At 59.1% G+C, this 25,754-nt stretch carries 30 protein-coding genes and 1 pseudogene; 10 read left to right on the top strand and 21 right to left on the bottom strand.

The annotated features are described in order from the left end of the window. Window positions 1-41 precede the first annotated feature (41 nt). From ACEN8Q_RS27315 to ACEN8Q_RS27300, 4 genes and pseudogenes are all read left to right on the top strand, one after another. Window positions 42-1,064, top strand: a complete 1,023-nt coding sequence (locus tag ACEN8Q_RS27315; RefSeq protein WP_413426215.1) for an outer membrane protein assembly factor BamD — start codon at window positions 42-44, stop codon at window positions 1,062-1,064. Between the two features lie 124 nt (window positions 1,065-1,188). Further along, window positions 1,189-1,422: a PP0621 family protein gene (locus tag ACEN8Q_RS27310; protein ID WP_322614893.1), complete on the top strand. Its 234-nt coding sequence runs from the start codon at window positions 1,189-1,191 to the stop codon at window positions 1,420-1,422. A gap of 31 nt (window positions 1,423-1,453) precedes the next feature. Continuing rightward, window positions 1,454-1,771: pseudogene (locus tag ACEN8Q_RS27305) on the top strand (hypothetical protein); the annotation flags it as partial. Further along, window positions 1,768-3,105 carry a sigma-54-dependent transcriptional regulator gene (locus ACEN8Q_RS27300; protein WP_413426219.1) on the top strand — a complete coding sequence of 446 codons (1,338 nt, stop codon included), beginning with the start codon at window positions 1,768-1,770 and terminating at the stop codon, window positions 3,103-3,105. The pseudogene ACEN8Q_RS27305 and the gene ACEN8Q_RS27300, both read left to right, overlap by 4 nt. Here ACEN8Q_RS27300 and thiO read toward each other — a convergent pair. The 7 genes from thiO to ACEN8Q_RS27265 are packed head-to-tail and all read right to left on the bottom strand — an operon-like array spanning window position 3,083 to window position 7,187. After that, on the bottom strand, window positions 3,083-4,201 hold the full coding sequence (thiO, locus tag ACEN8Q_RS27295; protein WP_413426221.1) for a glycine oxidase ThiO: 1,119 nt from the start codon (window positions 4,199-4,201) through the stop codon (window positions 3,083-3,085). The two genes, ACEN8Q_RS27300 and thiO, sit on opposite strands and share 23 nt — an antisense overlap. A 56-nt stretch (window positions 4,202-4,257) precedes the next feature. Further along, on the bottom strand, window positions 4,258-4,659 hold the full coding sequence (locus tag ACEN8Q_RS27290) for a type IV pilin protein (protein ID WP_413426223.1): 402 nt from the start codon (window positions 4,657-4,659) through the stop codon (window positions 4,258-4,260). Window positions 4,660-4,673: 14 nt separating this feature from the next. Next, window positions 4,674-5,087 carry a hypothetical protein gene (locus ACEN8Q_RS27285; protein ID WP_413703994.1) on the bottom strand — a complete coding sequence of 138 codons (414 nt, stop codon included), beginning with the start codon at window positions 5,085-5,087 and terminating at the stop codon, window positions 4,674-4,676. After that, window positions 5,074-5,553 carry a PilX N-terminal domain-containing pilus assembly protein gene (locus ACEN8Q_RS27280; RefSeq protein ID WP_413703993.1) on the bottom strand — a complete coding sequence of 160 codons (480 nt, stop codon included), beginning with the start codon at window positions 5,551-5,553 and terminating at the stop codon, window positions 5,074-5,076. The genes ACEN8Q_RS27285 and ACEN8Q_RS27280 overlap by 14 nt, the downstream gene beginning before the upstream one ends. 10 nt (window positions 5,554-5,563) lie before the next feature. After that, window positions 5,564-6,271, bottom strand: a complete 708-nt coding sequence (locus ACEN8Q_RS27275; RefSeq protein WP_413703992.1) for a PilW family protein — start codon at window positions 6,269-6,271, stop codon at window positions 5,564-5,566. Beyond that, a complete protein-coding gene (gene pilV / locus ACEN8Q_RS27270; protein WP_413426231.1) occupies window positions 6,268-6,717 on the bottom strand; it encodes a type IV pilus modification protein PilV in 450 nt (149 codons plus the stop codon). The genes ACEN8Q_RS27275 and pilV overlap by 4 nt, the downstream gene beginning before the upstream one ends. Beyond that, window positions 6,714-7,187, bottom strand: a complete 474-nt coding sequence (locus ACEN8Q_RS27265; RefSeq protein ID WP_413426233.1) for a GspH/FimT family pseudopilin — start codon at window positions 7,185-7,187, stop codon at window positions 6,714-6,716. Before ACEN8Q_RS27265 ends, pilV begins: the two co-directional genes overlap by 4 nt. 128 nt (window positions 7,188-7,315) lie before the next feature. Between ACEN8Q_RS27265 and ACEN8Q_RS27260 the strand changes: the two genes are divergently transcribed. Then, on the top strand, window positions 7,316-7,855 hold the full coding sequence (locus ACEN8Q_RS27260) for a GspH/FimT family pseudopilin (protein ID WP_413426273.1): 540 nt from the start codon (window positions 7,316-7,318) through the stop codon (window positions 7,853-7,855). Here the strand turns inward: ACEN8Q_RS27260 and ispH are convergent. From ispH to murJ, 6 genes are all read right to left on the bottom strand, one after another. Beyond that, window positions 7,824-8,771, bottom strand: coding sequence for a 4-hydroxy-3-methylbut-2-enyl diphosphate reductase (gene ispH / locus ACEN8Q_RS27255; RefSeq protein ID WP_413426235.1), 948 nt, complete (start codon window positions 8,769-8,771; stop codon window positions 7,824-7,826). The genes ACEN8Q_RS27260 and ispH overlap by 32 nt on opposite strands. Window positions 8,772-8,900: 129 nt before the next feature. Next, window positions 8,901-9,338 carry an FKBP-type peptidyl-prolyl cis-trans isomerase gene (gene fkpB / locus ACEN8Q_RS27250; RefSeq protein WP_413426275.1) on the bottom strand — a complete coding sequence of 146 codons (438 nt, stop codon included), beginning with the start codon at window positions 9,336-9,338 and terminating at the stop codon, window positions 8,901-8,903. Between the two features lie 7 nt (window positions 9,339-9,345). Continuing rightward, entirely contained in the window at window positions 9,346-9,858 is a 513-nt protein-coding gene (gene lspA, locus ACEN8Q_RS27245; protein ID WP_007970932.1) for a signal peptidase II, read from the bottom strand. Continuing rightward, entirely contained in the window at window positions 9,851-12,682 is a 2,832-nt protein-coding gene (ileS, locus tag ACEN8Q_RS27240) for an isoleucine--tRNA ligase (protein WP_413703991.1), read from the bottom strand. The genes lspA and ileS overlap by 8 nt, the downstream gene beginning before the upstream one ends. A 13-nt stretch (window positions 12,683-12,695) precedes the next feature. Beyond that, window positions 12,696-13,634, bottom strand: a complete 939-nt coding sequence (gene ribF / locus ACEN8Q_RS27235) for a bifunctional riboflavin kinase/FAD synthetase (RefSeq protein ID WP_413426239.1) — start codon at window positions 13,632-13,634, stop codon at window positions 12,696-12,698. Between the two features lie 129 nt (window positions 13,635-13,763). Further along, the gene (murJ, locus tag ACEN8Q_RS27230) at window positions 13,764-15,302 is read right to left on the bottom strand and encodes a murein biosynthesis integral membrane protein MurJ (protein ID WP_413426241.1); all 1,539 of its coding nucleotides are present in this window, start codon (window positions 15,300-15,302) and stop codon (window positions 13,764-13,766) included. A 252-nt stretch (window positions 15,303-15,554) separates the two neighbouring features. On the opposite strand from murJ, the gene rpsT reads away from it, so the two are divergent. Continuing rightward, a complete protein-coding gene (gene rpsT / locus ACEN8Q_RS27225) occupies window positions 15,555-15,833 on the top strand; it encodes a 30S ribosomal protein S20 (RefSeq protein ID WP_007970922.1) in 279 nt (92 codons plus the stop codon). Between the two features lie 173 nt (window positions 15,834-16,006). On the opposite strand, the gene ACEN8Q_RS27220 is transcribed toward rpsT, so the two are convergent. The 5 genes from ACEN8Q_RS27220 to rplU form a co-directional block, all read right to left on the bottom strand. Further along, complete coding sequence (locus ACEN8Q_RS27220) at window positions 16,007-16,471, bottom strand: CreA family protein (protein WP_413426243.1); 465 nt, start codon at window positions 16,469-16,471, stop codon at window positions 16,007-16,009. A 12-nt stretch (window positions 16,472-16,483) separates the two neighbouring features. Continuing rightward, window positions 16,484-17,602: a glutamate 5-kinase gene (proB, locus tag ACEN8Q_RS27215; protein WP_413426277.1), complete on the bottom strand. Its 1,119-nt coding sequence runs from the start codon at window positions 17,600-17,602 to the stop codon at window positions 16,484-16,486. A 137-nt stretch (window positions 17,603-17,739) separates the two neighbouring features. Then, complete coding sequence (gene cgtA / locus ACEN8Q_RS27210; protein WP_007970919.1) at window positions 17,740-18,963, bottom strand: Obg family GTPase CgtA; 1,224 nt, start codon at window positions 18,961-18,963, stop codon at window positions 17,740-17,742. 195 nt (window positions 18,964-19,158) lie between these two features. After that, window positions 19,159-19,416, bottom strand: coding sequence for a 50S ribosomal protein L27 (rpmA, locus tag ACEN8Q_RS27205; RefSeq protein WP_003281574.1), 258 nt, complete (start codon window positions 19,414-19,416; stop codon window positions 19,159-19,161). A 35-nt stretch (window positions 19,417-19,451) separates the two neighbouring features. Then, the gene (gene rplU / locus ACEN8Q_RS27200) at window positions 19,452-19,766 is read right to left on the bottom strand and encodes a 50S ribosomal protein L21 (RefSeq protein ID WP_007950961.1); all 315 of its coding nucleotides are present in this window, start codon (window positions 19,764-19,766) and stop codon (window positions 19,452-19,454) included. A 239-nt stretch (window positions 19,767-20,005) separates the two neighbouring features. Here rplU and ACEN8Q_RS27195 point away from each other — a divergent pair, with 239 nt between their 5' ends. The 3 genes from ACEN8Q_RS27195 (at window position 20,006) to ACEN8Q_RS27185 (ending at window position 21,979) form a co-directional block, all read left to right on the top strand. Continuing rightward, complete coding sequence (locus ACEN8Q_RS27195) at window positions 20,006-20,974, top strand: polyprenyl synthetase family protein (protein ID WP_413426247.1); 969 nt, start codon at window positions 20,006-20,008, stop codon at window positions 20,972-20,974. Window positions 20,975-21,176: 202 nt separating this feature from the next. Further along, window positions 21,177-21,518, top strand: a complete 342-nt coding sequence (locus ACEN8Q_RS27190; protein WP_008022504.1) for a zinc ribbon domain-containing protein YjdM — start codon at window positions 21,177-21,179, stop codon at window positions 21,516-21,518. Window positions 21,519-21,721: 203 nt separating this feature from the next. Beyond that, complete coding sequence (locus ACEN8Q_RS27185) at window positions 21,722-21,979, top strand: hypothetical protein (RefSeq protein ID WP_413426249.1); 258 nt, start codon at window positions 21,722-21,724, stop codon at window positions 21,977-21,979. A 132-nt stretch (window positions 21,980-22,111) separates the two neighbouring features. Here the strand turns inward: ACEN8Q_RS27185 and ACEN8Q_RS27180 are convergent, their stop codons facing one another. The 3 genes from ACEN8Q_RS27180 to ACEN8Q_RS27170 form a co-directional block, all read right to left on the bottom strand. Then, complete coding sequence (locus ACEN8Q_RS27180; RefSeq protein WP_008022510.1) at window positions 22,112-22,729, bottom strand: FKBP-type peptidyl-prolyl cis-trans isomerase; 618 nt, start codon at window positions 22,727-22,729, stop codon at window positions 22,112-22,114. Window positions 22,730-22,850: 121 nt separating this feature from the next. Next, on the bottom strand, window positions 22,851-23,141 hold the full coding sequence (locus ACEN8Q_RS27175) for a DUF6482 family protein (protein ID WP_413426251.1): 291 nt from the start codon (window positions 23,139-23,141) through the stop codon (window positions 22,851-22,853). A gap of 131 nt (window positions 23,142-23,272) precedes the next feature. Beyond that, window positions 23,273-23,761 (bottom strand): TIGR00645 family protein, encoded by a 489-nt coding sequence (locus ACEN8Q_RS27170; RefSeq protein ID WP_007990463.1) that lies wholly within the window; start codon window positions 23,759-23,761, stop codon window positions 23,273-23,275. A gap of 161 nt (window positions 23,762-23,922) precedes the next feature. Between ACEN8Q_RS27170 and ACEN8Q_RS27165 the strand changes: the two genes are divergently transcribed. Further along, window positions 23,923-25,752, top strand: coding sequence for a hypothetical protein (locus ACEN8Q_RS27165; protein WP_413703990.1), 1,830 nt, complete (start codon window positions 23,923-23,925; stop codon window positions 25,750-25,752). Window positions 25,753-25,754 lie beyond the last annotated feature (2 nt).

Below are 25,754 nucleotides of genomic sequence, written 5' to 3'. Positions count from 1 at the left end.
CCACGCCCAAGACAGCGGCCGTCATAGGGACGCAAGCCGCCATGCAAGTGAAACACCTGCTGCTGATCGCCATCCTCGCATTGACCGCTGCTTGCTCATCGAAGGAAGTCGTAGACGAAAACCTCAGTGAAGTCGAGCTGTACCAACAAGCTCAAAATGACCTGGACAACAGTAGCTACACCAGCGCCATCGCCAAGCTGAAGGCTCTGGAGTCGCGTTATCCGTTCGGTCGTTATGCCGATCAGGCGCAACTCGAACTCATCTACGCGAACTACAAGAACACCGAGCCAGAAGCGGCCAAGTCCGCTGCGGAACGCTTCATTCGCCTGCACCCACAGCATCCGAACGTCGATTACGCCTACTACCTCAAGGGCCTGACTTCTTTCGACCAGGACGTCGGCCTGCTGGCGCGTTTCCTGCCGCTGGACATGACCAAGCGTGACCCGGGCGCCGCCCGCGACTCCTACAACGAGTTCGCCCAGCTGACCAGCCGCTTCCCGAACAGCCGCTACGCGCCAGACGCCAAACAGCGCATGATTTATCTGCGCAACCTGCTGGCGGCCTACGAAATTCACGTGGCCGACTACTACCTGACCCGTCAGGCCTATGTCGCCGCCGCGAACCGCGGTCGTTACGTGGTGGAAAACTTCCAGGAAACCCCTTCGGTCGGCGACGGCCTGGCGGTGATGACCGAGGCCTACCAGCGCCTGCACCTGGACGATCTGGCTGCCACCAGCCTGGAAACCCTGAAGCTCAACTACCCGAACCACCCGACACTGGTGGACGGTCAGTTCGTACCGACCGTGGCCGAAGCCGACAACCGTTCATGGCTGAGCAAGGCGACCCTGGGCCTGATCGAGTCCCGTCCGCCGCTGCCACCGGGCGAAACCCGCGCCAACCAGGACGTGCAGAAGCAGTTCCAGGACGCCAAGGATGCAATCCCGGCCGAACTAAGGCCTAAAGACACCAATGGCGACGCGATCGAAGAAGAAGATCACGAAGCGCAAGGCAACAACAGCGACCGTTCGTGGTTCAGCTACATGACCTTCGGCGTGTTCGACTGACACTCGGGTTGTGCAAAAAGGGAGACTTTCGAGTCTCCCTTTTTTATTTCAGCGATTTATTGCACTGTGCGCCTGACAGGTCCTTGGCTAAACTGCCGGATCATCCGCAGAAAAGCAGCTCACCATGCTTCGTTTATTGTTCTGGATCGCCCTGATTGCCGCTGCAGTATGGTTCTGGCGCAAGTTCAAGGGGCAGGCTTCCACCCCCAGGCCCCCTGCCGAGCGGGAAGCGGCGCCCATGGTCCGTTGCGCCCATTGCGGCGTTCACCTGCCCCGTGACCGCGCGCTGAGCCTCGACCAACGGTGGTATTGCAGCCAGGCTCATCTCGAGCAAGACAAGGGCTCCAGCGGCCGCTGACACCTCACCCGAAATGACGGCCGATTGAGGACTATCGCGTGCACCCAAGGAACTGAAAGGCGTCGATCGACGTCTGACGCAGATTATTCAAGGCCACTCTCTGCGAATGAACCGGGTAATCGAAAACGTCCTGCAGCTGCAGCGCCGCGAGCAAATGTCGCCGCTACGGCTCGATCTGAAATCACTGGAAATACTCGATAACGAAGCCCCCGCCCCTCATATCAAGGGCCCGGGGCCATATCTGTCCGGCGAGCCGGGCGAAAGCATTCTGTCCCGCCTAGACTTCAAGGCACGCCAGGAACGCGGCTGCTTTTGCATGACCTTTGCTCACGGACGGAACCCACGTTGAACACGAGACCACGACAAAAAGTCTTGATCGTCGATGACGAACCGGACATACGCGAACTCCTGGAAATCACCCTGGGAAGGATGAAACTGGAGACGTTCAACGCTCGCAACATCGGCGAAGCGCAATCCCTGCTGAAACGCGAAAGCTTCGATTTATGCCTGACCGACATGCAATTATCGGATGGTACCGGTCTGGAGCTGGTGCAGCACATCCAGCAACGTCATCCTCAGGTCCAGGTGGCGATGATCACCGCCTATGCCAGTCTAGAAACCGCGATCGATGTGCTCAAGGCCGGGGCATTCGACTTCCTGACCAAACCGGTGGACCTTACCCGCCTGCGTGAACTGGTCACCAGCGCCCTGCTGCTTCCTGCCCGCGGGGTTGGCATCGATCGTCGCTTGCTGGGCGACTCATTGCCCATGCGCAGCCTGCGTAAACACATCACCAAACTGGCCAGCAGCCATGCGACGGTATACATCAGCGGAGAATCCGGCAGCGGCAAGGAACTGGTCGCGCGCCTGATCCATGATCAAAGCCCCCGCGCCAATCAGCCGTTCATTCCGATCAACTGCGCGGCGATTCCTTCGGAACTGTTGGAGAGCGAGTTTTTCGGCCACCGCAAAGGCAGTTTCAGCGGCGCCATCGAAGACAAACCCGGTCTGTTCCAGACCGCTCACGGCGGCACCCTGCTCCTCGACGAAGTGGCTGACCTGCCGCTGGCAATGCAGGTCAAACTGCTGCGCGCGATTCAGGAAAAAGCCGTACGCAGCGTCGGCGGGCAGCAGGAAGTGGCGGTGGATGTGCGCATTCTCTGCGCCACACACAAGGACCTTGGTGCCGAAGTCGCCGCCGGGCGATTTCGCCATGACCTTTACTACCGCTTGAACGTGATCGAACTCCGGGTGCCGCCCCTGCGCGAGCGTCGTGATGACATTGAAATGTTGGCCAGCCACATGCTCAAGCGCCTGGCCGCCGATACCGGTCAACCTGCGGCGAGACTCCACCCCCAAGCCCTCGATGCGCTGAAAAACTATCGCTTCCCGGGCAATGTGCGGGAACTGGAAAACATGCTCGAGCGGGCGCACACCCTGTGTGAGAACAATCAGATCGAAGCCGGCGACCTGCGCCTGGCCGAAGGCAATTGTGGGGCTGAAGGTGGCCTGCCGGACCTGACCCGGATCGACAATCTGCAAACCTACCTGGAAAACGTCGAACGCCAACTGCTGCTCCAGGCCCTGGAGGAAACCCGCTGGAACCGCACGGCGGCGGCTCAGCGGTTGAATCTGTCATTCAGGTCGATGCGTTACCGGCTCAAGAAGCTGGGACTGGATTGAGCCGCCCGGCAGGCGCGTAAGGCGCCGGATCGATAATTGGCGCCCGGCCCAGCATCACATCGGCAAACAACTGGCATGACGCCGGCGCCAGCACCAGCCCGTTACGGTAGTGCCCGCAGTTGAGCCAGAGCCCGTCAAACCCCGGCACCGGGCCGATATATGGAATGCCCTCGGGAGATCCCGGGCGCAATCCGGCCCAATGCCCCACCACTTCGGCATCGGCCAGCGCCGGGATCAATTCCACCGCGGACGCCTTCAGGCTTTCCAGTGCCGACCCGGTCGGCGTCTTGTCAAAGCCTTCATGCTCCAGCGTACTGCCAATCAGTATGTGTCCATCGCGCCGGGGAATCGCGTAGCGTCCCTTGGCCAGGACCATGCTCGGCAGGAAATCCGCCGCACACTTGTAGAGAATCATCTGCCCTTTCACCGGCTCGACCGGCAGCGTCAGGTCAAGATGCTTGAGCAGTTCACCGCTCCAGGCCCCCGCCGTCAGGACGACTTGATCGCCCAGGACAGTACCTGTGGAGGTCTGCACGCCGACCACTTTGTTGCCGTCACGAACGAACCCGCTGACTTCGCACTGCTCATGGATCGTCACGTTCGGCAGCGCCAGCAACGCGGCCTTGAGTGACTTCACCAGACGTGGATTGCGCACGTTGGCAACGTCGGCCATGTAGATCGCCCGGGAAAAACCAGCGCCCAGTACCGGCACGGCGTCGTGCACTACCGAAATATCCACCGCACTCAACGGACGATGTTCCCGGACAGCCCAGGCCAGCGCTTCAGCCTCGTCATCCAGATCCAGCCAGTACAGACCGGTGGTGTGCACCTCAGGATCAACGCCGGTAGCGGCAAACAAGCGCTCGCCCAGTTGTGGATAAAAGTCCTGGGACCAGTGAGCCAGCGCAGTGACCGCCGGGCTGTAGCGCCATGGGTAAAGCGGCGAAACGATGCCGCCGCCGGCCCAGGACGATTCCTGGCCGACGTTCGAGCGATCCAGCAGCACAACGCTTTGCACTTCGGAGGCGAGATTGAAGGCCGTCAGCAAACCAATCACTCCGCCGCCGACAATCACCACTTGCTGTTGCCTGGTCATGTTCTGATCCAATCGTTAAATAGACAGAGGATGTAAAGGACACCCGAAAAGGAAACTCAGCGCCCCCAGCAGTCTTTGCTGGTCAGGCCGGATTTTGCGTTGACCATTCCGAGGACACCCGTGTTGGTGATGGTCAGATCACCGCACTTGTCAGTGGCCATGCTCGAGTCAGCCTTGCGCACCGCCGTCAGCAGAAAGGCCTGGTCGGTCAGGGTCGGTGTGATGCTGTAGTAATCATTGCCGGCACTGAGGCCCGCCGCATTGGTGTAGACATTTTTCTGCGAGTAGAAGCGCTCCAGGATCTGCGCCTGCTCCGAGAGCAGACCCGCCACTTCTGCGCGACGGCCCTTGTTCAGGTACTCGGTGAAACTCGGGGCAGCAATGGTCATGACCATCCCGATGATCGCAATCACGATCATGATTTCGATCAGGGTAAAACCGCGGTTGGTACTACGCATGCCTCAACTCTCACTTACTGTATTTGTCGCCACATGATGCGACGGCTACCGCCGGATTTTTCCATTCCCGGAGTATCGTCGCCAGTGGAATCGTTCACGGCCCCGCCATTGTCGCTGACGTCCTGGGTCGAATGCTCTCCAACAAAGATCACGCCATCGGACAGCCTGTCGATGCTGTCGACCACGCCATCGTCGTTGCTGTCGAGCATCTTAACGCTGATCGCATCGGGCAGCCTCAAGCAGACGGCTTTCAATCCCTGATTGCTGTGGTAGAACCCGTACCAGTTGCCATTCGCCAGACAGGTTGGCCGGTTCAGTGCCGGCGAATCCGGTGGCGTGGCAGCGTGCGCCGCCATCGACAGGTTCAGCGCGGCTACAACACCGAACAGTTGTGACCACCGCCGGATATATCGCTCAGTACTTCGCATAGATGCTCTCCACCACACTGCGCGAATGACCCGCGATGCCTACTGCCGTTACCCGATACAACGTCGCCGGGGTATTGATCGGCACATTCACCGCATCTCGGCTGACACCGATGTTTTGCACGCCATAAAAGCCGTTGTCTGATGCAATCCAGGTCACTCCGGACGCGGCGCTGAAACCGGCAGCGGTGATTGTCGAGGACTCGGACGGTGGTGCACATTGAACGATGCCGCTACAAACGGGTAGTGCATAACTGTCCCGTTGCACTGCACTCTCGCCCACCCTCAAGGCGGCTTCGGCACTCTGAAACGACTGGTTGCGCAAGGCGACGCTACCGGCCATTTTTTCCTGCAGGGTGGCGCTTTGCATCGATGAAAGACCGATCAGCGTCAGCAAGAGCAAGAACACCAGACTGACCAGCAGTGCCATGCCGCGCTGGGTGTAATACGCCATGGGAAAACGGTTCATCGGCATTCCCTCATGGCAAGCGGTTGCGCAGGGCGGCCACTGCGTTGAAGGTTTGATCGCTCACCCGATGGTTCGGATCGATGAGCGTCAGGCTCAGGCGAACGCTACGAATCAGCGCAGGGTTCGGTGGGTTGCTGCTGTAACGGGAAGCAGCCAGATCAGTGGCAGTGCTGGCCAGGCCGAAGCTCACGTCAAAAGCGCTTACGTTGTTCACCAATACCTGTGGTGCTGCACTCCCGCCCCTCATAAGCAGCTGGTTGTTGCTGAAGCTGTAAGTCAGTTGCCGTATCGGAAAAACCAGTTGCCCTGCCACCGGAGTCGGGCTGTCGCTGTAGGCCGTCGAATTGTTTCGACAATCGGAAAGCACGGTCCAGTCCGGTTTGCCGCCATTGCCGCCGATATCCGCCGTAACCAGCGTCAAACTGCGACTGCCATTGTCCCAGCGGATCGGCGTTAGCCGACTGGCATGGAAATCACCCTTCGTACTTGAATCAATGATCGTTTCCAGGCAACCGAACATCCCGACCATGCGGATTTCCTGAAGCATTTTGCTCAACACGAAACGTGCGTCCTCATGCATGTTCGCGGCCGCATTCTGGCTGAGATAAGTGTTCTTGGCCGCGATGAAAACCTGCACCACGCCCAGTACCACGATCAGGCTCAACACCAGGGCGATCAGCAACTCGACCAGGCCAAAGCCTGCGCTGCGGCGACTCACGGGGTCACCACCGGGTCAATGGCCGTGCGGCTGCTCAGGACGAAGCTGCGCCGCGAGTCGGCAGCGTTCGCAGCCCGTGAGTCGTCCCAGGTAATCGTGATGGTGTACACCTGCTGATTGACGGTGACACTGCCCGTCGCGGTGGCGCCGAGTGAGCTGACAATGTTGGTATTGAAGTCAAACAGGTCCTGATCCCGGGCAACACCCGGATTGCCCGTAGCTGGCGGCGCGATGGTGTAGTCCGCTGCGGCGTTGGCGCGAATGCGGTCCATCATGTCGTAGGCGATAAAACTGGCCTGACTGGTCATGCGTGCACTGTCCGTATACTTCAGCGCATTGAGCTGAAACGCCGCGGCCCCCAACAACCCCACTCCCAGAATGACTAATGCCACCAGGACTTCGACCAGCGTCATGCCCTCCTGCGGGCCTTGGTTTCCTATCCTCATCCGCAACTTCCGCCCAATAGAATTCGTCCGTTCAAACACACTTTCAGCGTCCGGCTTTGAGCTCCCCGCCCATAGCTGATCACCACCTCTGAGGACGGTGATGACAATCCGCCCGTACTGTTGAAATCGATGGCAGTCACGCCCGAGGTTAGCGCCAGAGTTGCGCCGCTGCTCATCGCCGGAACAACCCGCAATACTTTGGCTAAAGCGCCAGTACCGTCGTAAACCGCCAGCTCCCCACTCCAGGCATCCCCTCCTGCCGTCGGACGCACCCGTGTGGTATTGCCCCGATCGATGGCCTCGAGTCGGGCAAAATTCAGGGCTCGTCGCAGGTCAGCGATTTCAGTATCAGCCCTCGTCGTTTGCATCGAGCGGGTAAACGCCGGGACAGCCAGAGTCAGCAGAATCAGGAGGATCGCGATCGCGACCAATAACTCGATCAACGTGAAACCTTTTGTACGATGATCCATCGGGGCCTTCTGTTTCCTTCGGCTATACCTGCTCTTGCGCGGCACAATTCGAGTGATGCGCTACGTATGTGATGCCATTTCTCGCGCAGGGATTGCGCGAGCCACAGCACGCCACGGAGGGAGATGTCATGCGGCAACACGGCTTCAGCCTGATCGAACTGCTCATGGGACTGGCAATTACAGGAATTGTTCTGCAACTGGTCAGTCCGGCGTTCGCAACGCTGATCGAGTCAAACCAGAGAGAGCAAGCGGCACAGGCTCTTTTCAGCGGTATTCGCACCGCCCGAACCGAAGCCATCGTCCGCAACCAGGCCGTGGTGATTCACGGCATCAATGGCGACTGGAGCCAGGGCTGGCGGATCATTCTGGATATCAGCGGCAAGGGGGATATGGACAGCGCCAACCCACTGTTGGCCGAACGCCAGAGCGGCGCACGCGTGCCGATTGTGGGGAACGGTCCGGTCGAAAGCTTTATACGATTCAGAGGTCAGGGTGAACCACTGTTTGGAGGGACATTACACGTTTGCAAAGTCCGCGAACCGGTGAGCCAGCATCAAGTGGTGTTGGCTCGGACCGGTCGCGTCAGCCTGCGCAGCGACAAGGCTGAGCAGGCATTATGCGAAGAAAGGAAGAAACTCAGAGCAACGAGCGAACGCGCAGTTCTTTAGGCATCGAGAACGTGATGTTCTCCTCGCGACCGGCCAGTTCATCGGCACCAGTGGCACCCCAGGCCTGCAACTGCTCGATCACTCCGCGCACCAGGACTTCCGGGGCGGAGGCGCCAGCGGTGATACCGATACGCTCGACACCGTCGAACCAGCTCTTTTGCAGGTCTTCGGCACCGTCGATCAGGTAGGCCGGAGTGGACATGCGTTCTGCCAATTCGCGCAGGCGATTGGAGTTGGAGCTGTTCGGGCTGCCGACCACCAGCACCACGTCGCACTCGTCGGCCAGTTGCTTGACCGCGTCCTGACGGTTTTGCGTGGCGTAGCAAATGTCGTCCTTGCGCGGTCCACCGATGGCTGGGAAGCGTAAACGCAGGGCGTCGATAACACGACTGGTGTCGTCCATCGACAAGGTTGTCTGGGTCACGAAGGCGAGCTTTTCAGGGTTGTTCACCTGCAACGCCGCGACATCTTTCTCGTCTTCGACCAGGTAGATCGCGCCGCCATTGCTGGCATCGTACTGGCCCATGGTGCCTTCGACTTCCGGGTGACCGGCGTGGCCGATGAGAATGCATTCACGACCGTCACGGCTGTAGCGCGCCACCTCGATGTGGACCTTGGTGACCAGCGGGCAGGTGGCGTCGAACACTTTCAGTCCACGGCCAGCCGCTTCGCTGCGCACGGCCTGGGACACGCCGTGGGCACTGAAGATCACGATGACGTCGTCCGGCACCTGATCCAGTTCTTCGACGAAAACTGCACCACGGGAGCGCAGGTCTTCGACGACAAATTTGTTGTGGACCACTTCATGGCGCACGTAGATCGGCGGCCCGAAGACTTCCAGGGCGCGGTTGACGATTTCGATCGCCCGGTCCACACCGGCGCAGAAGCCACGGGGATTGGCGAGTTTGATTTGCATGCTGAGCCTCGTGTCTTGCCCTGTAGGAGCGAGCTTGCTCGCGAAAAACTAAAGGACAACGCGTTCTTCCAGAAGAACGCGCATTCGTTAACGATCATCGCGAGCGAGCTCGCTCCTACAGAAAAGCAGTTACAACGCTTTGACGGAAATGATTTCCACATCAAAGGTGAGCGTCTTGCCCGCCAGCGGGTGGTTGAAGTCGACGGTCACTTGCGCATCGTCGAACTCTTTGACCACGCCCGGCAACTCGGTATTGGCCGCATCGTTGAAGATCACCAGCAAGCCAGGCGACAGCTCCATGTCCTGGAACTGTGAGCGCGGGATGACCTGCACGTTTTGCGGGTTAGGCTGGCCGAAAGCGTTTTCCGGCTCGATGCTCAGTGTACGCTTGTCACCGGCCTTGAAACCGAACAGGGCTACTTCGAAACCTGGCAACAGGTTGCCGTCACCGACCTTGAAGGTCGCCGGGGCTTTGTCGAAGGTGCTGTCCACCGTGTCGCCGTTCTCCAGGCGCAATGCGAAATGCAAGGTGACTTCCGTGTTCTGGCCGATGCGTTGCTCAGCCAATACCTGTTCAGTCATGAACGGTTTCTCCGGTCTTTTTACTTTTGAACATATCCAGTGCCAGCATGACAGCGCCTACAGTGATAGCACTGTCGGCAAAGTTGAACGCCGGGAAATACCAGCGGTTCTGCCAATGCACCAGAATGAAATCGATCACATGGCCCAGGGCAATGCGGTCATACAGATTGCCCAGCGCGCCGCCGAGCACCAGTGCCAGCGCAACCGCCAGCCAGGTCTCGTTACGCCCCAGACGCTTGAGCCACACCACCAGCACCGCACTGACCACGACAGCGATCAACGCGAACAGCCAGCGCTGCCAGCCGGAGCTGTCAGCCAGGAAGCTGAACGCCGCACCAGTGTTGTAGGCCAGGGTCCAGCTGAAGTAATCGGGGATGATTACGATCTGCTGGTACATCTGGAGCTTGCCTTCGAAGTAGAACTTGCTGGCCTGGTCGATGACCAGTACCAGCAAACTCAACCAGAGCCAGCTCAGCCGTCCAAAACGGCCAACGGCATTAGGCATAGTGACGGACCTCGCCAGCGCCGCTGATGTTATCCACGCAACGGCCGCAGATTTCCGGATGCTCCGGGTTCACGCCGACGTCTTCGCGGCAGTGCCAGCAACGGGCGCACTTGGCGTGGCTCGACTTGACGATCTTCAGCTTCAGGCCGCTGACTTCAGTGACCACGGCATCGGCCGGTGCCTGCACCAATGGTGCAACGCTGGCGGTCGAAGTGATCAGCACGAAGCGCAGTTCGTTGCTGAGTTTGGCCAGGTCGGCGGTCAGCGCGTCTTCGGCGAACAGCGTCACTTCGGCTTGCAGGTTGCCACCGACAGCCTTGGCCGCACGCTGGATTTCCATTTCCTTGTTGACCGCGACCTTGACTGCCATGATCCGGTCCCAGTACGCGCGATCCAGCTCGAAGCCTTCCGGCAGTTCGCTCAGACCTTCGTACCAGGTGTTGAGCATGACGGACTCGTTACGCTCGCCCGGCAGGTACTGCCACAGTTCGTCGGCGGTGAACGCCAGGATCGGCGCGATCCAGCGCACCAGCGCTTCGGAGATGTGGAACAGCGCGGTCTGGCACGAACGGCGGGCCTTGCTGTCGGCGCCAGTGGTGTACTGGCGATCCTTGATGATGTCGAGATAGAAGCCGCCCAGCTCCTGCACGCAGAAGTTGTGGATCTTCGAGTACACGTTCCAGAAGCGGTATTCGCCGTAGTGCTCTTGCAGCTCGCGTTGCAGCAGCAGGGTACGGTCCACGGCCCAACGGTCCAGTGCCAGCATTTCTTCGGCCGGCAGCAGGTCGGTGGCCGGGTTGAAGCCGGTCAGGTTCGAAAGCAGGAAGCGCGCGGTGTTACGGATACGCCGGTAGGCGTCCGCACTGCGCTGCAGGATCTGCTCGGAAACCGCCATTTCACCCGAGTAATCGGTCGAGGCGACCCACAGACGCATGATGTCGGCGCCCAGGGTGTCGTTGACTTTCTGCGGCGCGATCACGTTGCCCAGGGACTTGGACATCTTGCGGCCGGACTCGTCGACGGTGAAGCCGTGAGTCAGCAGTTCGCGATACGGTGCGTGGTTGTCGATGGCGCAACCGGTCAGCAGCGACGAGTGGAACCAGCCACGGTGCTGGTCCGAGCCTTCCAGGTACAGGTCGGCGCGCGGACCGGTTTCGTGGCCCATCGGGTGCGAACCGCGCAGGACGTGCCAGTGGGTGGTCCCCGAGTCGAACCAGACGTCCAGGGTGTCGCTGATCTTGTCGTACTGCGGTGCTTCATCGCCCAGCAGTTCGGCGGCATCCAGCTTGAACCAGGCTTCGATGCCTTCGACTTCAACGCGCTTGGCAACTTCTTCCATCAGCTCGACGGTGCGTGGGTGCAGTTCGCCGCTTTCCTTGTTCAGGAAGAACGGGATCGGCACGCCCCAGTTGCGCTGACGGGAAATGCACCAGTCCGGACGGTTGGCGATCATCGAGTGCAGGCGCGCCTGGCCCCAGGCCGGAACGAACTTGGTTTCCTCGATGGCTTTGAGCGAACGTACACGCAGGGTGTCGCCGCTGACTGGCTCTTTGTCCATGCCAATGAACCACTGCGCGGTGGCGCGGTAGATCAGCGGGGTCTTGTGGCGCCAGCAGTGCATGTAGCTGTGTTCGATGACGGTGGTGTGCAGCAGCGCACCGACTTCGGTCAGTTTGTCGACGATGGCCGGGTTGGCCTTCCAGATGAACTGGCCGCCGAAGAACTCCAGCGACGGTACGTAAACGCCGTTGCTTTGTACCGGGTTGAGGATGTCATCGTTGACCATGCCGTATTTCTTGCAGGTCACGAAGTCGTCCACGCCGTAGGCCGGAGAGGAGTGAACCACACCGGTGCCGGCGCCCAGTTCAACGTAGTCGGCCAGGTATACCGGCGACAGGCGGTCGTAGAACGGGTGACGGAAGTTGATCAGTTCCAGCGCCGAACCGTTGGCGGTAGCGATCACCGAGCCTTCCAGCGAATAGCGCGCCAGACACGACTCGACCAGCTCTTCAGCCAACACCAGCAGCTTGTCGCCAACGTCGACCAGGGCGTAGTTGAACTCCGGGTGAACGTTCAGCGCCTGGTTGGCCGGAATGGTCCACGGGGTGGTGGTCCAGATCACGATCGAAGCAGGCTTGGCCAGCGATGGCAGGCCGAACGCGGCCGCGAGTTTGGCTTCATCGACAATCGGGAACGCCACGTCAATGGTCGAGGACTTCTTGTTCTCGTACTCGACTTCCGCTTCGGCCAGGGCCGAACCGCAGTCGAAGCACCAGTTCACAGGCTTCAAGCCCTTGAACACGAAGCCACCCTTGACGATCTCGGCCAAGGCGCGGATTTCGCCGGCCTCGTTCTTGAAGTCCATGGTCTTGTACGGGTTGGCGAAGTCGCCCAACACGCCCAGACGGATGAATTCGGATTTCTGGCCTTCGATCTGCTCGGTGGCGTACGCGCGGCACAGTTCGCGGGTCTTGTCCGCGCCCAGGTTCTTGCCGTGGGTCACTTCGACCTTGTGCTCGATCGGCAGGCCGTGGCAGTCCCAGCCCGGAACATAAGGCGCGTCGAAGCCCGACAGGGTCTTCGAGCGGATGATCATGTCCTTGAGAATCTTGTTCAGCGCATGACCGATGTGAATCGTGCCGTTGGCGTACGGAGGACCGTCGTGCAGGACGAACTTCGGACGATCCTTGCCAATCTCGCGCAACTTTCCGTACAGGCCAATGCTGTCCCAGCGCTGCAGAATCTGCGGTTCGCGCTGAGGCAGGCCGGCCTTCATTGGGAAGGCGGTGTCCGGAAGGTTTAGCGTGGCTTTATAGTCGGTCATTTAAGGCTCTTCATTAGCGATGGGCGCTAGGTGCGGCTAGTGCACGGGCGGCGGCGACATCCGCGTTGATCGCCGTTTTCAGCGCCTCCAGAGAGGCGAAACGCTGCTCTTCACGCAGCTTGTGGTGGAAAACCACCGTTAAACGCCGGTCATACAGATCGCCGGCAAAATCTAAAAGATGCACTTCCAGGTGGGCTTTGCCATCACCTTGAACCGTAGGCCGCACGCCGATATTGGCGACGCCGGGCCAGGTCTTGCCGTCGATCTCGATATCCACCTGGTAAACCCCGGTGAACGGCACGCGACGACGCTTGAGTTGTATGTTGGCGGTGGGCGTACCCAACTGCCGAGCGAGCTTCTGGCCATGCAATACGCGACCGGCGATCCGGTACGGCCGCCCAAGCAGCCGTTCGGCCAAGGCGAAATCCGCGGCGGCCAGGGCATTGCGGACCTGCGTGCTGCTGACCCGGATGCCATCGAGTTCGACGGTTTGCGCCGCTTCGACGGTAAACCCCTGAAGGATGCCAGCCTGTTGCAGGAAATCGAAATCCCCCGCGCGGTCACAGCCGAAACGGAAGTCATCACCGACCTCCAGGTGCTGGACGCCAAGGCCATCCACCAGAATGGTATCGACGAACTCGCTGGCGCTGAGCTTGCTCAGGCGCTGGTTGAAAGCCAGGCACAGAACACGGTCGACGCCTTCGGCAGCCAACAATTGCAGCTTGTCCCGCAGACGGGCCAGACGGGCTGGCGCAGTCTCCGGAGCAAAGAACTCTCGCGGTTGCGGCTCGAAAATCACCACGCAACTGGGCACGCCCAACTCGAGCGCACGCTCACGCAGGCGCGCCAGGATAGCCTGGTGGCCACGGTGTACACCGTCAAAGTTGCCAATAGTGGCGACACAGCCCCGATGCTGGGGGCGCAGATTTTGGAGGCCTCGAACCAGCTGCATAACGCGCTTCTTGCTCATAAAGTGGTCGATTATAACCACACCCGGCGGCCGACGACAGGCAACACCGTAACCCAAAGTGATCGAGCCGACAAAACCGCCGGCTCGCCCGTGTTTATCGAGGCCAGAACCTCAGCCCAGCGCCTTGCGATTGAAGTCGCGCAAACGGAAGCCCATCAACACTAACATGCCGAAATAAGCCACCACACCCGCCGCCACCAACGCCCCCAGACGCAAGAAGCGCTCGAGCATATGCCCTTGATCCCAGGCCGGCATGAAATGCATCACCCCCAACAGTACCGCGGACATCACTGCCACCGCGACCACCAGCTTGAGCGCGAACTTCGCCCAGCCCGGCTGCGGCTGGTACATCTGCTGCTTGCGCAGTTGATAGAACAGCAATCCGGCATTGAGGCAGGCACCGGCGCTGATCGCCAAGGCCAGGCCCGCGTGAGCCAGCGGTCCGATCAGCATCAAGTTGAACAGCTGGGTCACCACCAGGGTGAAAATCGCAATTTTTACCGGTGTACGGATGTTTTGTTGCGCATAAAAGCCCGGCGCCAGCACTTTGATCACGATAATCCCGAGCAAACCGACGGAATAGGCGATCAACGCGCGCTGGGTCATGGCCGCATCATGGGCATCGAACTGACCGTACTGGAACAGCGAAACCGTCAACGGCTCGGCCAGAATCCCCAGCGCCAGGGCGCAAGGCAATACCAGCACGAAGCACAGACGCAGGCCCCAATCGAGGATGCGCGAGTATTCGTGACGATCCTTGTTGGCGTAGGTCTTGGCCAGGGTCGGCAACAGAATCGTCCCCAGTGCCACGCCCAGCACGCCGGACGGCAACTCCATCAAGCGATCGGCGTAATACATCCACGACACGGAGCCGGCAACCAGGAACGAAGCGAAGATGGTATTGATGATCAGCGAAATCTGGCTCACCGAGACACCAAGGATTGCTGGCAGCATTTGCTTCATCACCCGCCAGACACCCGTGTCGCGCAGGTTCAGGCGCGGCAGCACCAGCATGCCGATCTTTTTCAGGTGCGGCAGCTGATAGAGCAACTGCGCCAGGCCGCCGACCAGCACCGCCCAGCCAAGCGCCATTACGGGCGGATCGAAGTACGGCGTCAAAAACACCGAAAAGATGATCATGCTGACGTTCAGCAGGGTCGGCACGAAGGCTGGCACCGAAAAGCGGTTCCAGGTATTGAGGATTGCACCGGCCAGCGACGACAGGGAAATCAGCAGAATGTATGGAAAGGTCACCCGCAACAGACTGGAGGTCAGTTCGAATTTTTCCGGGGTGTTGGTGAAACCCGGCGCGGTCACCCAGATGACCCACGGCGCAGCGATCATGCCCAATACCGTGACCAGCGCCAGCACCAGCGTCAGCAGGCCCGAGACATAAGCGATGAAGGTTCGCGTCGCCTCTTCGCCCTTCTGGCTTTTGTATTCTGCAAGAATCGGCACGAACGCTTGGGAAAACGCCCCTTCGGCAAAGATCCGCCGCAGCAGATTGGGCAATTTGAAGGCGATAAAGAAGGCGTCAGTCGCCATTCCCGCGCCAAATGCGCGTGCGATGAGGGTGTCTCGAACAAACCCCAAAATCCGGGAAAGCATCGTGATAGAGCTGACGGCGGCCAACGATTTGAGCAGATTCATGGAAAGAGTTTGTGCCTGTCGATAAACAGCAGGCGAACTACGCGCCCACTTATGCGATACTCCGCGCCGCAACAGCACAGAGCCAAAGCTCGCGAGTTTACAGGTCAAGCGCCGGAAATAAATATCCCGCCTCTTTAGATCGACCACTCAGCGGAACGCATCAACCGCCCTTGACAACACATCAACTCATCGGCATGATTCGCGGCCTATTTTGTTTGCTATTTCCTAAAAAGTCTTTCGAGGAGCTCGACGGTGGCCAACTCACCTTCCGCCAAAAAACGTGCAAAACAGGCTGAGAAGCGTCGCAGCCACAACGCCAGCCTGCGTTCCATGGTTCGTACCTACATCAAGAATGTAGTTAAGGCCATCGACGCAAAAGACGCTGCCAAAGCTCAAGCCGCTTACGTTCTGGCTGTGCCAGTTATCGACCGTATGGCCGATAAAGGCATCATCCACAAGAACAAGGCCGCTCGTCATAAGAGCCGCCTGAATGGCCACGTCAAGGCCCTGAACGTTGCCGCTGCTGCCTAAGCGACCCGTTCATTAAAAAACCGACCTCAGGGTCGGTTTTTTATTGCCTGCGATTTGTAGGAGCGAGCTTGCTCGCGAATGTCGTCAACGATAAAGCGCGTCTCCCGAAGAAACGCGGCGTCATGGAGATCTTCGCGAGCAAGCTCGCTCCTACACTGGCGATCTTCGTAGCTTTACTGAGCGTTCGCCCACGGCAAGATCGGAATCGCCGTCACCGCATTCTGCGGACTACCCTCGATCAAGCGATCGCTATACACCAGGTACACCAGCGTATTGCGCTTCTTGTCGAGAAAGCGCACCACCTGCATGGTCTTGAACACCAGGGACGTACGCTCCTTGAACACCTCGTCGCCATCCTTGAGCTCACCCTTGAAGCTGATAGGCCCGACCTGGCGGCAAGCGATGGACGCTTCGGCACGATCCTCGGCCAACCCCAGACCACCCTTCACACCACCCGTCTTGGCGCGCGACAGGTAGCAGGTCACACCGTCGACCTTGGGATCGTCAAAGGCCTCGACCACAATCCGGTCATTTGGCCCAACGAACTTGAACACCGTCGACACCTGACCGATCTCTTCAGCCGAAGCCAGCAGCGGCATCGCCAGCAACAGCCCCAACAATCCTTTTGCCACACGCATTCAGGTATTCCTTCAGACCAGAATCAGGTTATCGCGGTGAACCAGCTCCGGTTCCGCCATGTAACCCAACAGACCGACAATCGCATCGGACGACTGACCGATGATTTTTTGCGCTTCCAGCGCACTGTAGTTGGCCAGGCCACGGGCAATCTCGCGACCGTCCGGCGCCACGCAGACCACCATCTCACCACGACGGAAGCTGCCCTGCACCAACTTGACCCCAACTGGCAGCAAGCTTTTGTTGCCCTGGGACAACGCGGTCACGGCACCGGCATCCAGCACCAGGGTGCCACGGGTTTGCAGATGACCAGCCAGCCACTGCTTGCGTGCCGCCAGCATGCCACGCTCCGGCGAGAGCAGAGTGCCGATGCGCTCGCCCGCCTTGAGGCGATCCAGTACGCGCTCAAGCCGCCCACCGACGATGATGGTATGAGCACCGGAACGCGCCGCCAGACGCGCAGCGCGCAACTTGGTCTGCATGCCGCCACGCCCCAGCGCCCCACCCGTACCGCCAGCCACCGCATCAAGCGCCGGATCATCGGCACGCGCCTCGTAAATCAGCTGGGCATCCGGATTGTTGCGCGGATCCGCGTCGAACATGCCGTCGCGATCCGTCAGAATCACCAGCAAATCCGCCTCGACCAGATTCGCCACCAGTGCCGCCAGGGTATCGTTGTCGCCAAAACGGATTTCGTCGGTGACTACAGTGTCGTTCTCGTTGATCACCGGAATGACTTTGAGCTCGACCAGCGCACGCAAGGTACTGCGGGCATTCAGGTAGCGCTTGCGGTCGGACAGGTCGTCATGGGTCAGGAGAATCTGCGCGGTATGCCGGCCATGCTTGGCAAAGCTCGACTCCCAGGCCTGCACCAGCCCCATCTGGCCGATTGCAGCAGCGGCCTGAAGCTCGTGCATCGCACTGGGTCGCGAGGTCCAGCCCAAACGGCTCATACCGGCCGCCACCGCCCCGGAGGACACCAGCACCAGCTCGACACCCGCCTCATGCAAGGCCACCATCTGCTCAACCCAGACACCCATTGCCGCGCGATCCAGGCCCTTGCCGTCCGCCGTCAGCAAAGCGCTGCCGATCTTCACGACCCAACGCTGCGCACCTGTCACCTTGCTCCGCATCATCTTCAACCTTAGCTTGAGGGCAGCACGACCTAGCACTGCCCGTGACATTATTCGTGGTTATTCGTGACCAACGATCGATTTCCAGATACCAAAACGCCGCTCGATTGAGCGGCGCTTAAGTTTATCGCAACGAATCAGTCACGCACGTAAATGATTTCCGGACCGTCTTCGTCATCCACATCTTCTTCGTCCCAATCATCGTCGCCGATGTCGTGGACCGACTTCACGCCGCTGCGACGCAGGGCACGCTGGTCGTCCAGCGCCTGCAACTGGGCACGGGCTTCATCTTCGATGCGCTGATCGAGCTCGGCCAACTCTTCCTTGTAGGCCGGATCGTTAGCCAGGCGATCGGCGCGATCTTCCAGGTAACGCATGATGTCGTGGCACAGGCGCTCGGTGTTCTGCTTGGCAATGGCCGAGATCACGTAGACCGGACCGGTCCACTCCAGGCGATCGACGATTTCCTTGACGCGAGCATCGTGCTCTTCATCAAGAATCTGGTCGCACTTGTTCAGGATCAGCCAGCGATCACGCTCCGCCAGGGACGGGCTGAACTTGGTCAACTCACTGACGATGACTTCTGCGGCGTCCGGGGCACTGGTTTCATCCAGCGGCGCCATGTCGACGAGGTGCAACAGCAGACGAGTACGCGACAAGTGCTTGAGGAAGCGAATCCCCAGGCCCGCGCCGTCGGAAGCACCTTCGATCAGGCCCGGAATGTCCGCGACCACGAAGCTCTTCCAGCGATCGACACTGACCACACCCAGGTTCGGCACCAGCGTGGTGAACGGGTAGTCGGCGACTTTCGGCTTGGCGGCCGATACCGAACGGATAAAGGTACTTTTACCGGCGTTTGGCAAGCCCAGCAGACCGACGTCCGCGAGCACTTTCATTTCCAGCTTCAGGTCACGCTGCTCGCCCGGCTTGCCTGGCGTAGTCTGACGCGGAGCACGGTTGGTACTGGATTTGAAACGGGTGTTGCCCAGGCCGTGCCAGCCGCCGTGTGCCACCAGCAGTTTCTGGCCAGCCTTGGTCAGGTCGCCGATCACTTCCTGAGTGGCAGAGTCGATCACCGTGGTACCAACCGGTACACGCAGGATCAGGTCCTCGCCCTTCTTGCCGGTGCAGTCGGTGCTGCCGCCGTTGGAGCCACGCTCGGCATCGAAGTGCCGGGTGTAACGGTAGTCCACCAGGGTATTGAGGTTTTCGTCGGCCATCATGTAGATGGAACCGCCATCACCACCATCACCACCGTTAGGACCGCCGTTTTCGATGAATTTTTCGCGACGGAAACTCATGCAGCCATTGCCGCCATCACCGGCCTTTACTCGAATCGATACTTCATCAACAAACTTCATAACAAACGCCTCTCGCCATACGGACGAGCCGAAAAACAATCAAGACATAAGACTCTTGCAAAAATGAGCGCAGCGACCCCAAACCACGACACCTACATCGTACGCCGACAGCCCATGCAAACAGCTTTGCAAGAGACTCACCCCACAAACGAAAAAGCCCCGTCGCGAGACAGGGCTTTTCCAGCGATCGCGCAATTAAGCTGCGACTACGCTCACGTAACGACGACCGAAGGCGCCTTTTACTTCGAACTTGATCACGCCTTCGACTTTAGCGAAGAGGGTGTGATCTTTACCCATGCCAACGCCGTAGCCAGCGTGGAATTGGGTGCCGCGCTGACGCACGATGATGTTGCCTGCCTTGATAGCCTGGCCGCCATACATCTTCACGCCAAGGCGTTTGGCTTCTGAGTCGCGACCGTTACGGGTACTACCACCAGCTTTTTTGTGTGCCATGAGTTCAATTCTCCTAGTGAGGAATTAGGCTGAAATTAAGCCTGAATACCGGTGATTTTGATCTCGGTGTACCACTGGCGGTGGCCCATACGCTTCATGTGGTGCTTACGACGACGGAACTTGATGATGCGGACTTTATCGTGACGACCTTGGGAGATCACTTCAGCCACAACGGTAGCGCCAGCAACAACTGGAGCGCCGATATTCACGTCGTCACCGTTGGCAACCAACAGAACGCGATCAAAGGTAACGGATTCGCCGGTAGCGACTTCCAGTTTTTCGATCTTCAGGTATTCACCTGGGGCGACTTTGTACTGCTTGCCGCCAGTAACGATTACTGCATAAGACATGGTATTTCTCCGATAATCCTGCTCACCCAGCTCTTTATAAGAAGAGGTATTGGCTGGCATGGCTGCATGGGGCTGGAGGCCCGCTTGCAATTGCGTAAGGCAGGTGCTGCCCAGGAAGTTCAGGGTGCGCGATTGTACGCAAGCCACGCTAGCCTTGCAAGAGGCCGTCCATCGCGCCTTGACACCTGCAGGCGTGGGTCCTAGCATGCCGCGCAACCCTTCTGGAGCGACTGTCGCTGATGCAACCCCAAGCCTTCTACCGCGCGGTCGCGGACGATTTTAGCGCCGTCGACGGCATCATCAAGAAGCAGCTGACTTCCCGAGTGCCGCTGGTATCGAAAATCGGCGATTACATTACCTCGGCCGGCGGCAAACGCCTGCGTCCTTTATTGGTGTTGCTGTGTGGCAAGGCTCTGGGCCGTGAAGGTGACGACCTGCGCCTGCTGGCCGCCACCATCGAGTTCCTGCACACCGCTACCCTGCTGCATGACGACGTGGTCGACATGTCCGGCATGCGCCGGGGACGCTCGACTGCCAACGCCATGTGGGGCAACGCGCCAAGCGTGCTGGTCGGTGATTTCCTGTATTCGCGCTCCTTCGAAATGATGGTCGAGCTGGGCTCCATGCCAGTGATGAAGATCCTTTCGCAAGCCACGCGCATCATCGCCGAAGGCGAAGTGTTGCAGCTGTCGAAGGTGCGTGACGCCAGCACCACCGAAGAAACCTACATGGAGGTCATCCGCGGCAAGACCGCGATGCTCTTCGAAGCCTCGACCCATAGTGCCGCCGCCCTGTGCGAAGCCACGCCGGAGCAGGCCGAAGCCCTGCGTACATTCGGCGATCACCTGGGAGTGGCCTTCCAACTGGTCGACGACCTGCTTGATTACAAAGGCGACGCCGAAACCCTGGGCAAGAACGTCGGTGACGATCTGGCCGAAGGCAAGCCGACCCTGCCGCTGATCTACACCATGCGTGAAGGTACGCCGGAGCAGGCCGCCCTGGTACGCAAAGCGATCCAGAAAGGCGGCATCGAAGACCTGGAAAGCATCCGCGAAGCCGTAGAAGCCTCGGGCTCGCTGGAGTACACCGCAAAACTGGCTCGCGACTACGTAGCCCGTGCGATCAAGTGCCTCGACGTGCTGCCAGCCAGCGAGTACCGCGATGCACTGGTCGAATTGAGTGAGTTCGCGGTCGCGCGCACGCACTAAAAGACATCTGTAGGAGCGAGCTTGCTCGCGATGGTCGCCAACGATGACACGGGAAACCTGGCATCCCGCTGCGATCTTGAGTCCATCGCGAGCAATCGAGCGTCGACCGGCTGCTCCTACAGGTTTTCCCGCACCGCCCCCTCCCCGCCTAAAACCCTATATAATGTGCGCTTTTTAGCGATCCTGAATCCAAGGAGCCTTAGTGAGCACGCTGCCACCCTGCCCAAAATGCAATTCCGAATACACCTATGAAGACGGCGCCCAGCTGATCTGCCCCGAGTGCGCCCACGAATGGTCCGCCAACGGTGAAGCCGAAGCGGCGTCCGATGACGCTGTGAAAAAGGATTCGGTCGGCAATGTCCTGCAGGACGGCGATACCATCACCGTGATCAAGGACCTCAAGGTCAAGGGTACGTCTTTGGTGGTCAAGGTCGGCACCAAGGTCAAGAACATCCGCCTGTGCGATGGCGATCACGACATCGATTGCAAGATCGACGGTATCGGCCCGATGAAACTCAAGTCCGAGTTCGTCAGAAAAGTCTGAACCTGCTGTCTCCATCCCGCGCCCGGCGCGGGATGGCGCCTCACCCTCCCCCGCTTCACCCAATAACCCCTCGCAATAGCCAAACGCCAGTCGTTTTGACCTGACGCAATCTTTACCCGGAAAAAGGCGCAAACCGCCAATAGGCCCTTGCTATTTTGCGAATAGGAATTATTCTCATAAAACCCTCAGTGGAGATGAGAAACATGACTTATTTGATCGATGCCTGGCTGGACCGCCCACATCCTTACCTCAGGATCCTGCATCGGGAAACCGGGGAAGTCTGTGCCGTACTGGAAGAGGAAGCCTTGAGCGAGCTGCAGGATCAGGGTGATCTGGATCTCAATGGTTTGAGTTCCAGCGAGCCGATGGTGCTCAAGGAAGTGGTGAGAAACCTGTTTCTGTTCTGCTATGCCCGGGCGTTGCGCCCGCACAGCGAACTGCACCACAAGATTGAAATATGAAAAACGCTACAAAACTTTGTAGGAGCGAGCTTGCTCGCGAAGAACTCGAAGACACCGCGTTCATTCAGGATGGTCGCGTTATCGTTTGCGCCCATCGCGAGCAAGCTCGCTCCTACAGGTAATCAGCGGGTCTTACAGAACGTCGAGCAGTTCGACGTCGAACACCAGTACGCTGTGCGGCGGGATGCTGCCAACGCCTTGAGCGCCGTAAGCCAGTTCGCTCGGCACGTACAGGCGCCATTTGCTGCCGGCATTCATCAGTTGCAGGGCTTCGGTCCAGCCGGCGATCACGCCACCGACCGGGAACTCTGCAGGCTGGCCGCGCTCGTAGGAGCTGTCGAACACAGTGCCGTCGATCAGGGTGCCGTGGTAGTGAGTACGCACGGAGTCTTCACGGGATGGCTTGGCGCCTTCACCAGCGGTCAGGACTTCGAACTGCAGGCCGGAAGCCAGAGTGGTGATGCCTTCACGCTTGGCGTTTTCAGCCAGGAAAGCCAGGCCTTCGCCAGCAGCCGCTTCAGCCTTGGCTGCAGCTTCGGCCTGCATGATTTCGCGGATGACTTTGAAGCTGGCGGACATTTCTTCCTGACCCACACGGCTTGGCTTGCCGGCGAATGCGTCGGTCAGACCTGCCAGGATCGCGTCCAGGCTTACGCCCGGTGGCGGGTTGTCGCGCAGCTGGTCGCCCAGCTGACGGCCAATACCGTAGCTGACGCGGGTTTCGTCGGTGGACAGATTTACTTCGGACATGACACTGCTCCGCTGTGCGGACGGCTCGGGAACTTGCCATGCGTGCACAGCGCGTCCCGGAGCGCCCGGAACCAAAAGGGCCAGCAGACTAGCACAGATGTCACGTCATTGATGAGGGACCTCAGGCGATCGGCACCTTCAGGTTTTCCTCCACATCGGCAACCAGCCCGCACATCTCGTCATGCACGACCGTGTGCACAAGGTTGAAGTGCAACTTGGGAAAGGAGCGCAGCACATCACGGGCATGCTCCACGGAGCGCAACTGCATCGTGTGACCTGGCGCATCGTTCAAGGGATACGCCGCTCCGTGCATACGCGCCTCAAGCAAGTAAATGCCTCCCTCCATGGAGATCAGGTTCAGCTCATCGACCTTCCCGGCGACGGCATACGCATTCAACTCTTGCAGGTTCATGAGCGCACCTCACGCAGTAGCGAGCCTCTTTACAGGGATAGGCTTCGACGCATCAAAGCACAAGCCACAAACGACGCCGCCCGTCTGTTTTGCAACAGACGGGCGGCGTGTTTCATGGGGCCGGCAATGGATCAGTGCTTGGTGACTTTATCCAGGTAACCCATGGCGAATGCCGAGACCACGAAGGTCATGTGGATGATCACATACCACTGCAGATGTTCAGGATCGACGTTCTTGGCGTCCATGAAGATGCGCAGCAGGTGAATGGACGAGATCGCCACGATCGACGCAGCCACCTTCATTTTCAGCGACGAAGAGTCCATGGTGCCCAGCCAGTTGAGCTTTTCCTTGCTATCGTCGATGTCCAGTTGCGAGACGAAGTTCTCGTAGCCGGAAATCATCACCATCACCAGCAATCCGCCCACCAGCGCCATGTCGATCAGCGACAGCAGCACCAGGATCAAATCCGACTCAGCCATCGAAAACACGTTCGGGATGACGTGGAAGACTTCCTGGAAGAATTTCAGCGCCAGCGCCAGCAACCCGAGGGACAGGCCGAAATAGATCGGCGCCAGCAGCCAGCGCGAGGCGTACATTGTATTTTCGATAAAGCGTTCCATTGAATCTCACACGTTGGATTGGAAATGGCCGCGAGTATACCAGCCGCCCGTCCATAGCCAGAAACCGTCGAAAAATCCGCCACCTGCGCCTGTGTATCAAGGTTTTTCTGCTAGTGTCCAAATCATTGACTGCTCAGTAATGTCGGACAGGAAGACTGGAAATGGGTGTGCGATTGCCTTTGACGAGTGCCGGTATTTGCCTGGTGCTGCTGCTAAGCGGCTGCTCACCCAGCGATGAAAAACGCCAGGTCAGCCTCGAAGAAAAAACCGCGCAGTTCGAAAAGTCGCTGGACGCCATCCAGGATCCGAAACTCAAGGACGCCGTGTCGGAGCTGGGCGGCTCACTGCTGCTGCTCGAGCGCGCACGACTCAAGCTCGACAGTAAACCGGTGGAAACCGAATACGGCGAAGACGCCCTCGCCATGCTCAAGCACTACCCGACCCCGCAGGCCCTGGTCGACACCTATATCAACGGGTTGTTCGTGTTGCAAAAGGACTCCGGTTCCGACTACCTGACCGATCTGCAACCGGTGTTCCCGTTCACGTTCAGCATTCCTGCCGCGTTTTTGTTTCCCCATGGCCTGGAATGGCAGTCGGTCACCCTGAGCAATAAACGGGTGATTCCATTCCAGCCGGAATGGTCGGAAACCGACCCCGGCATTCAACTCAGCCCATCGAGCTCCAACCTGACCAACCCCGATGACCTGACCGTGGCCTACCCCTTCATCGAAGGCCTCGACATCGACAGAAAGCAGCAACCGCAACCGGTGAGCCTGCAAGGCAAAGTCGAAGTCATCGCGCCACGCCGCCTCTACAGCTTCGACCTGACGAAAAAGGACGTGGGCCAGACTCGCACCAATGACAACCTGAGTGTCACCCTGCTCACATTGACGAACAACTACGCGGAAGTCGAATACAACAACAGCGCGCCGCTGGCTCCCGAAGTCAGTGAAACACCGCTGAAGCCGCTGATCGTTCAGGCCAGGGACAGCACCGGGCAATTCATCACGCGCGCCGGCTCAATCAACGAAACAGCGGTACAGATTGCCTTCTATCAGCAACAGCTGGCCAAGATGCAGCAGCAAAAGAGCTGGAGCGAGTCCCTGGAAAAACAGCTCGACGAAGAACAACGCAACTTTGAGAAACAGCAGACTCGACATTATTCGAAGGTGTACTTCAACGGGACCATCGAAACCCTCGAAGTCAGCATGCTGGATTTTTCTGCCGTCACCGTCACCCGAAAGGACCTCGACCTGCCGATCCGGCGCTTTGATGCCATTACCACGGACAAGACCATCCAGCCCTTGAACCTGTCCGTGGTGGTCTATGACGACCAGGCGGCGAGCTGGCTGAAAGGGGCAACGCTGACTGAGGATCAACTGAAAAAGAACGTCAGCATCAGTCAGTCGGTCGACGACCCCAGTGCTGCAAGAATCGAATTCACTCATCTGCGCAGCTTCAACGATGAACTGCTTGGCACATCGTTCAACCCCGGAGAAAGCCCGGTGAGCTTCTTCACCGAAGACGCTCGCGGCAATCGCGACGAGCCGATCGAACTGCCGCCTGAGGCGTACCAGGTCGATCCCCTGCGCGGCACCATCACTTACGATCTGAATCTGTTTCCGCAAACGCCGGCCTATGCAGTGGGCTCGATGCCGCTGTTCCTGGCCACGGTCGACAAAAAAACCGTGGATGCCCGTCAACTGCCCAAAGGCCTTGGACTCAAAGACAATGCGCTGGTGGTGGATCTGAAAGCATTTCCCGCCCAGGACTGGCGCTTTTTCGCCAAGGACGACAGCGGCAATTACTTGAAGGAGATTCTATCGGTCAGCCATGGCGCAAGCGCACAAGGTCCGGCGCAGTTTATCGTGCATTACTTCTACGGGCAGCCTGCGCGCCTGGAAACCTATCAGCGCACTGACCTCGCCACCGTGCAATATGGTTTCGAGATCAAACTCGAAAAGGCCGACATGATGCGCCTTGATCAATAGTG

It is taken from the genome of Pseudomonas sp. Pseusp16 (assembly GCF_047324915.1).
Lineage (GTDB): Bacteria > Pseudomonadota > Gammaproteobacteria > Pseudomonadales > Pseudomonadaceae > Aquipseudomonas > Aquipseudomonas fluorescens_CD.
This window is presented reverse-complemented; position numbering and strand designations above follow the sequence as displayed.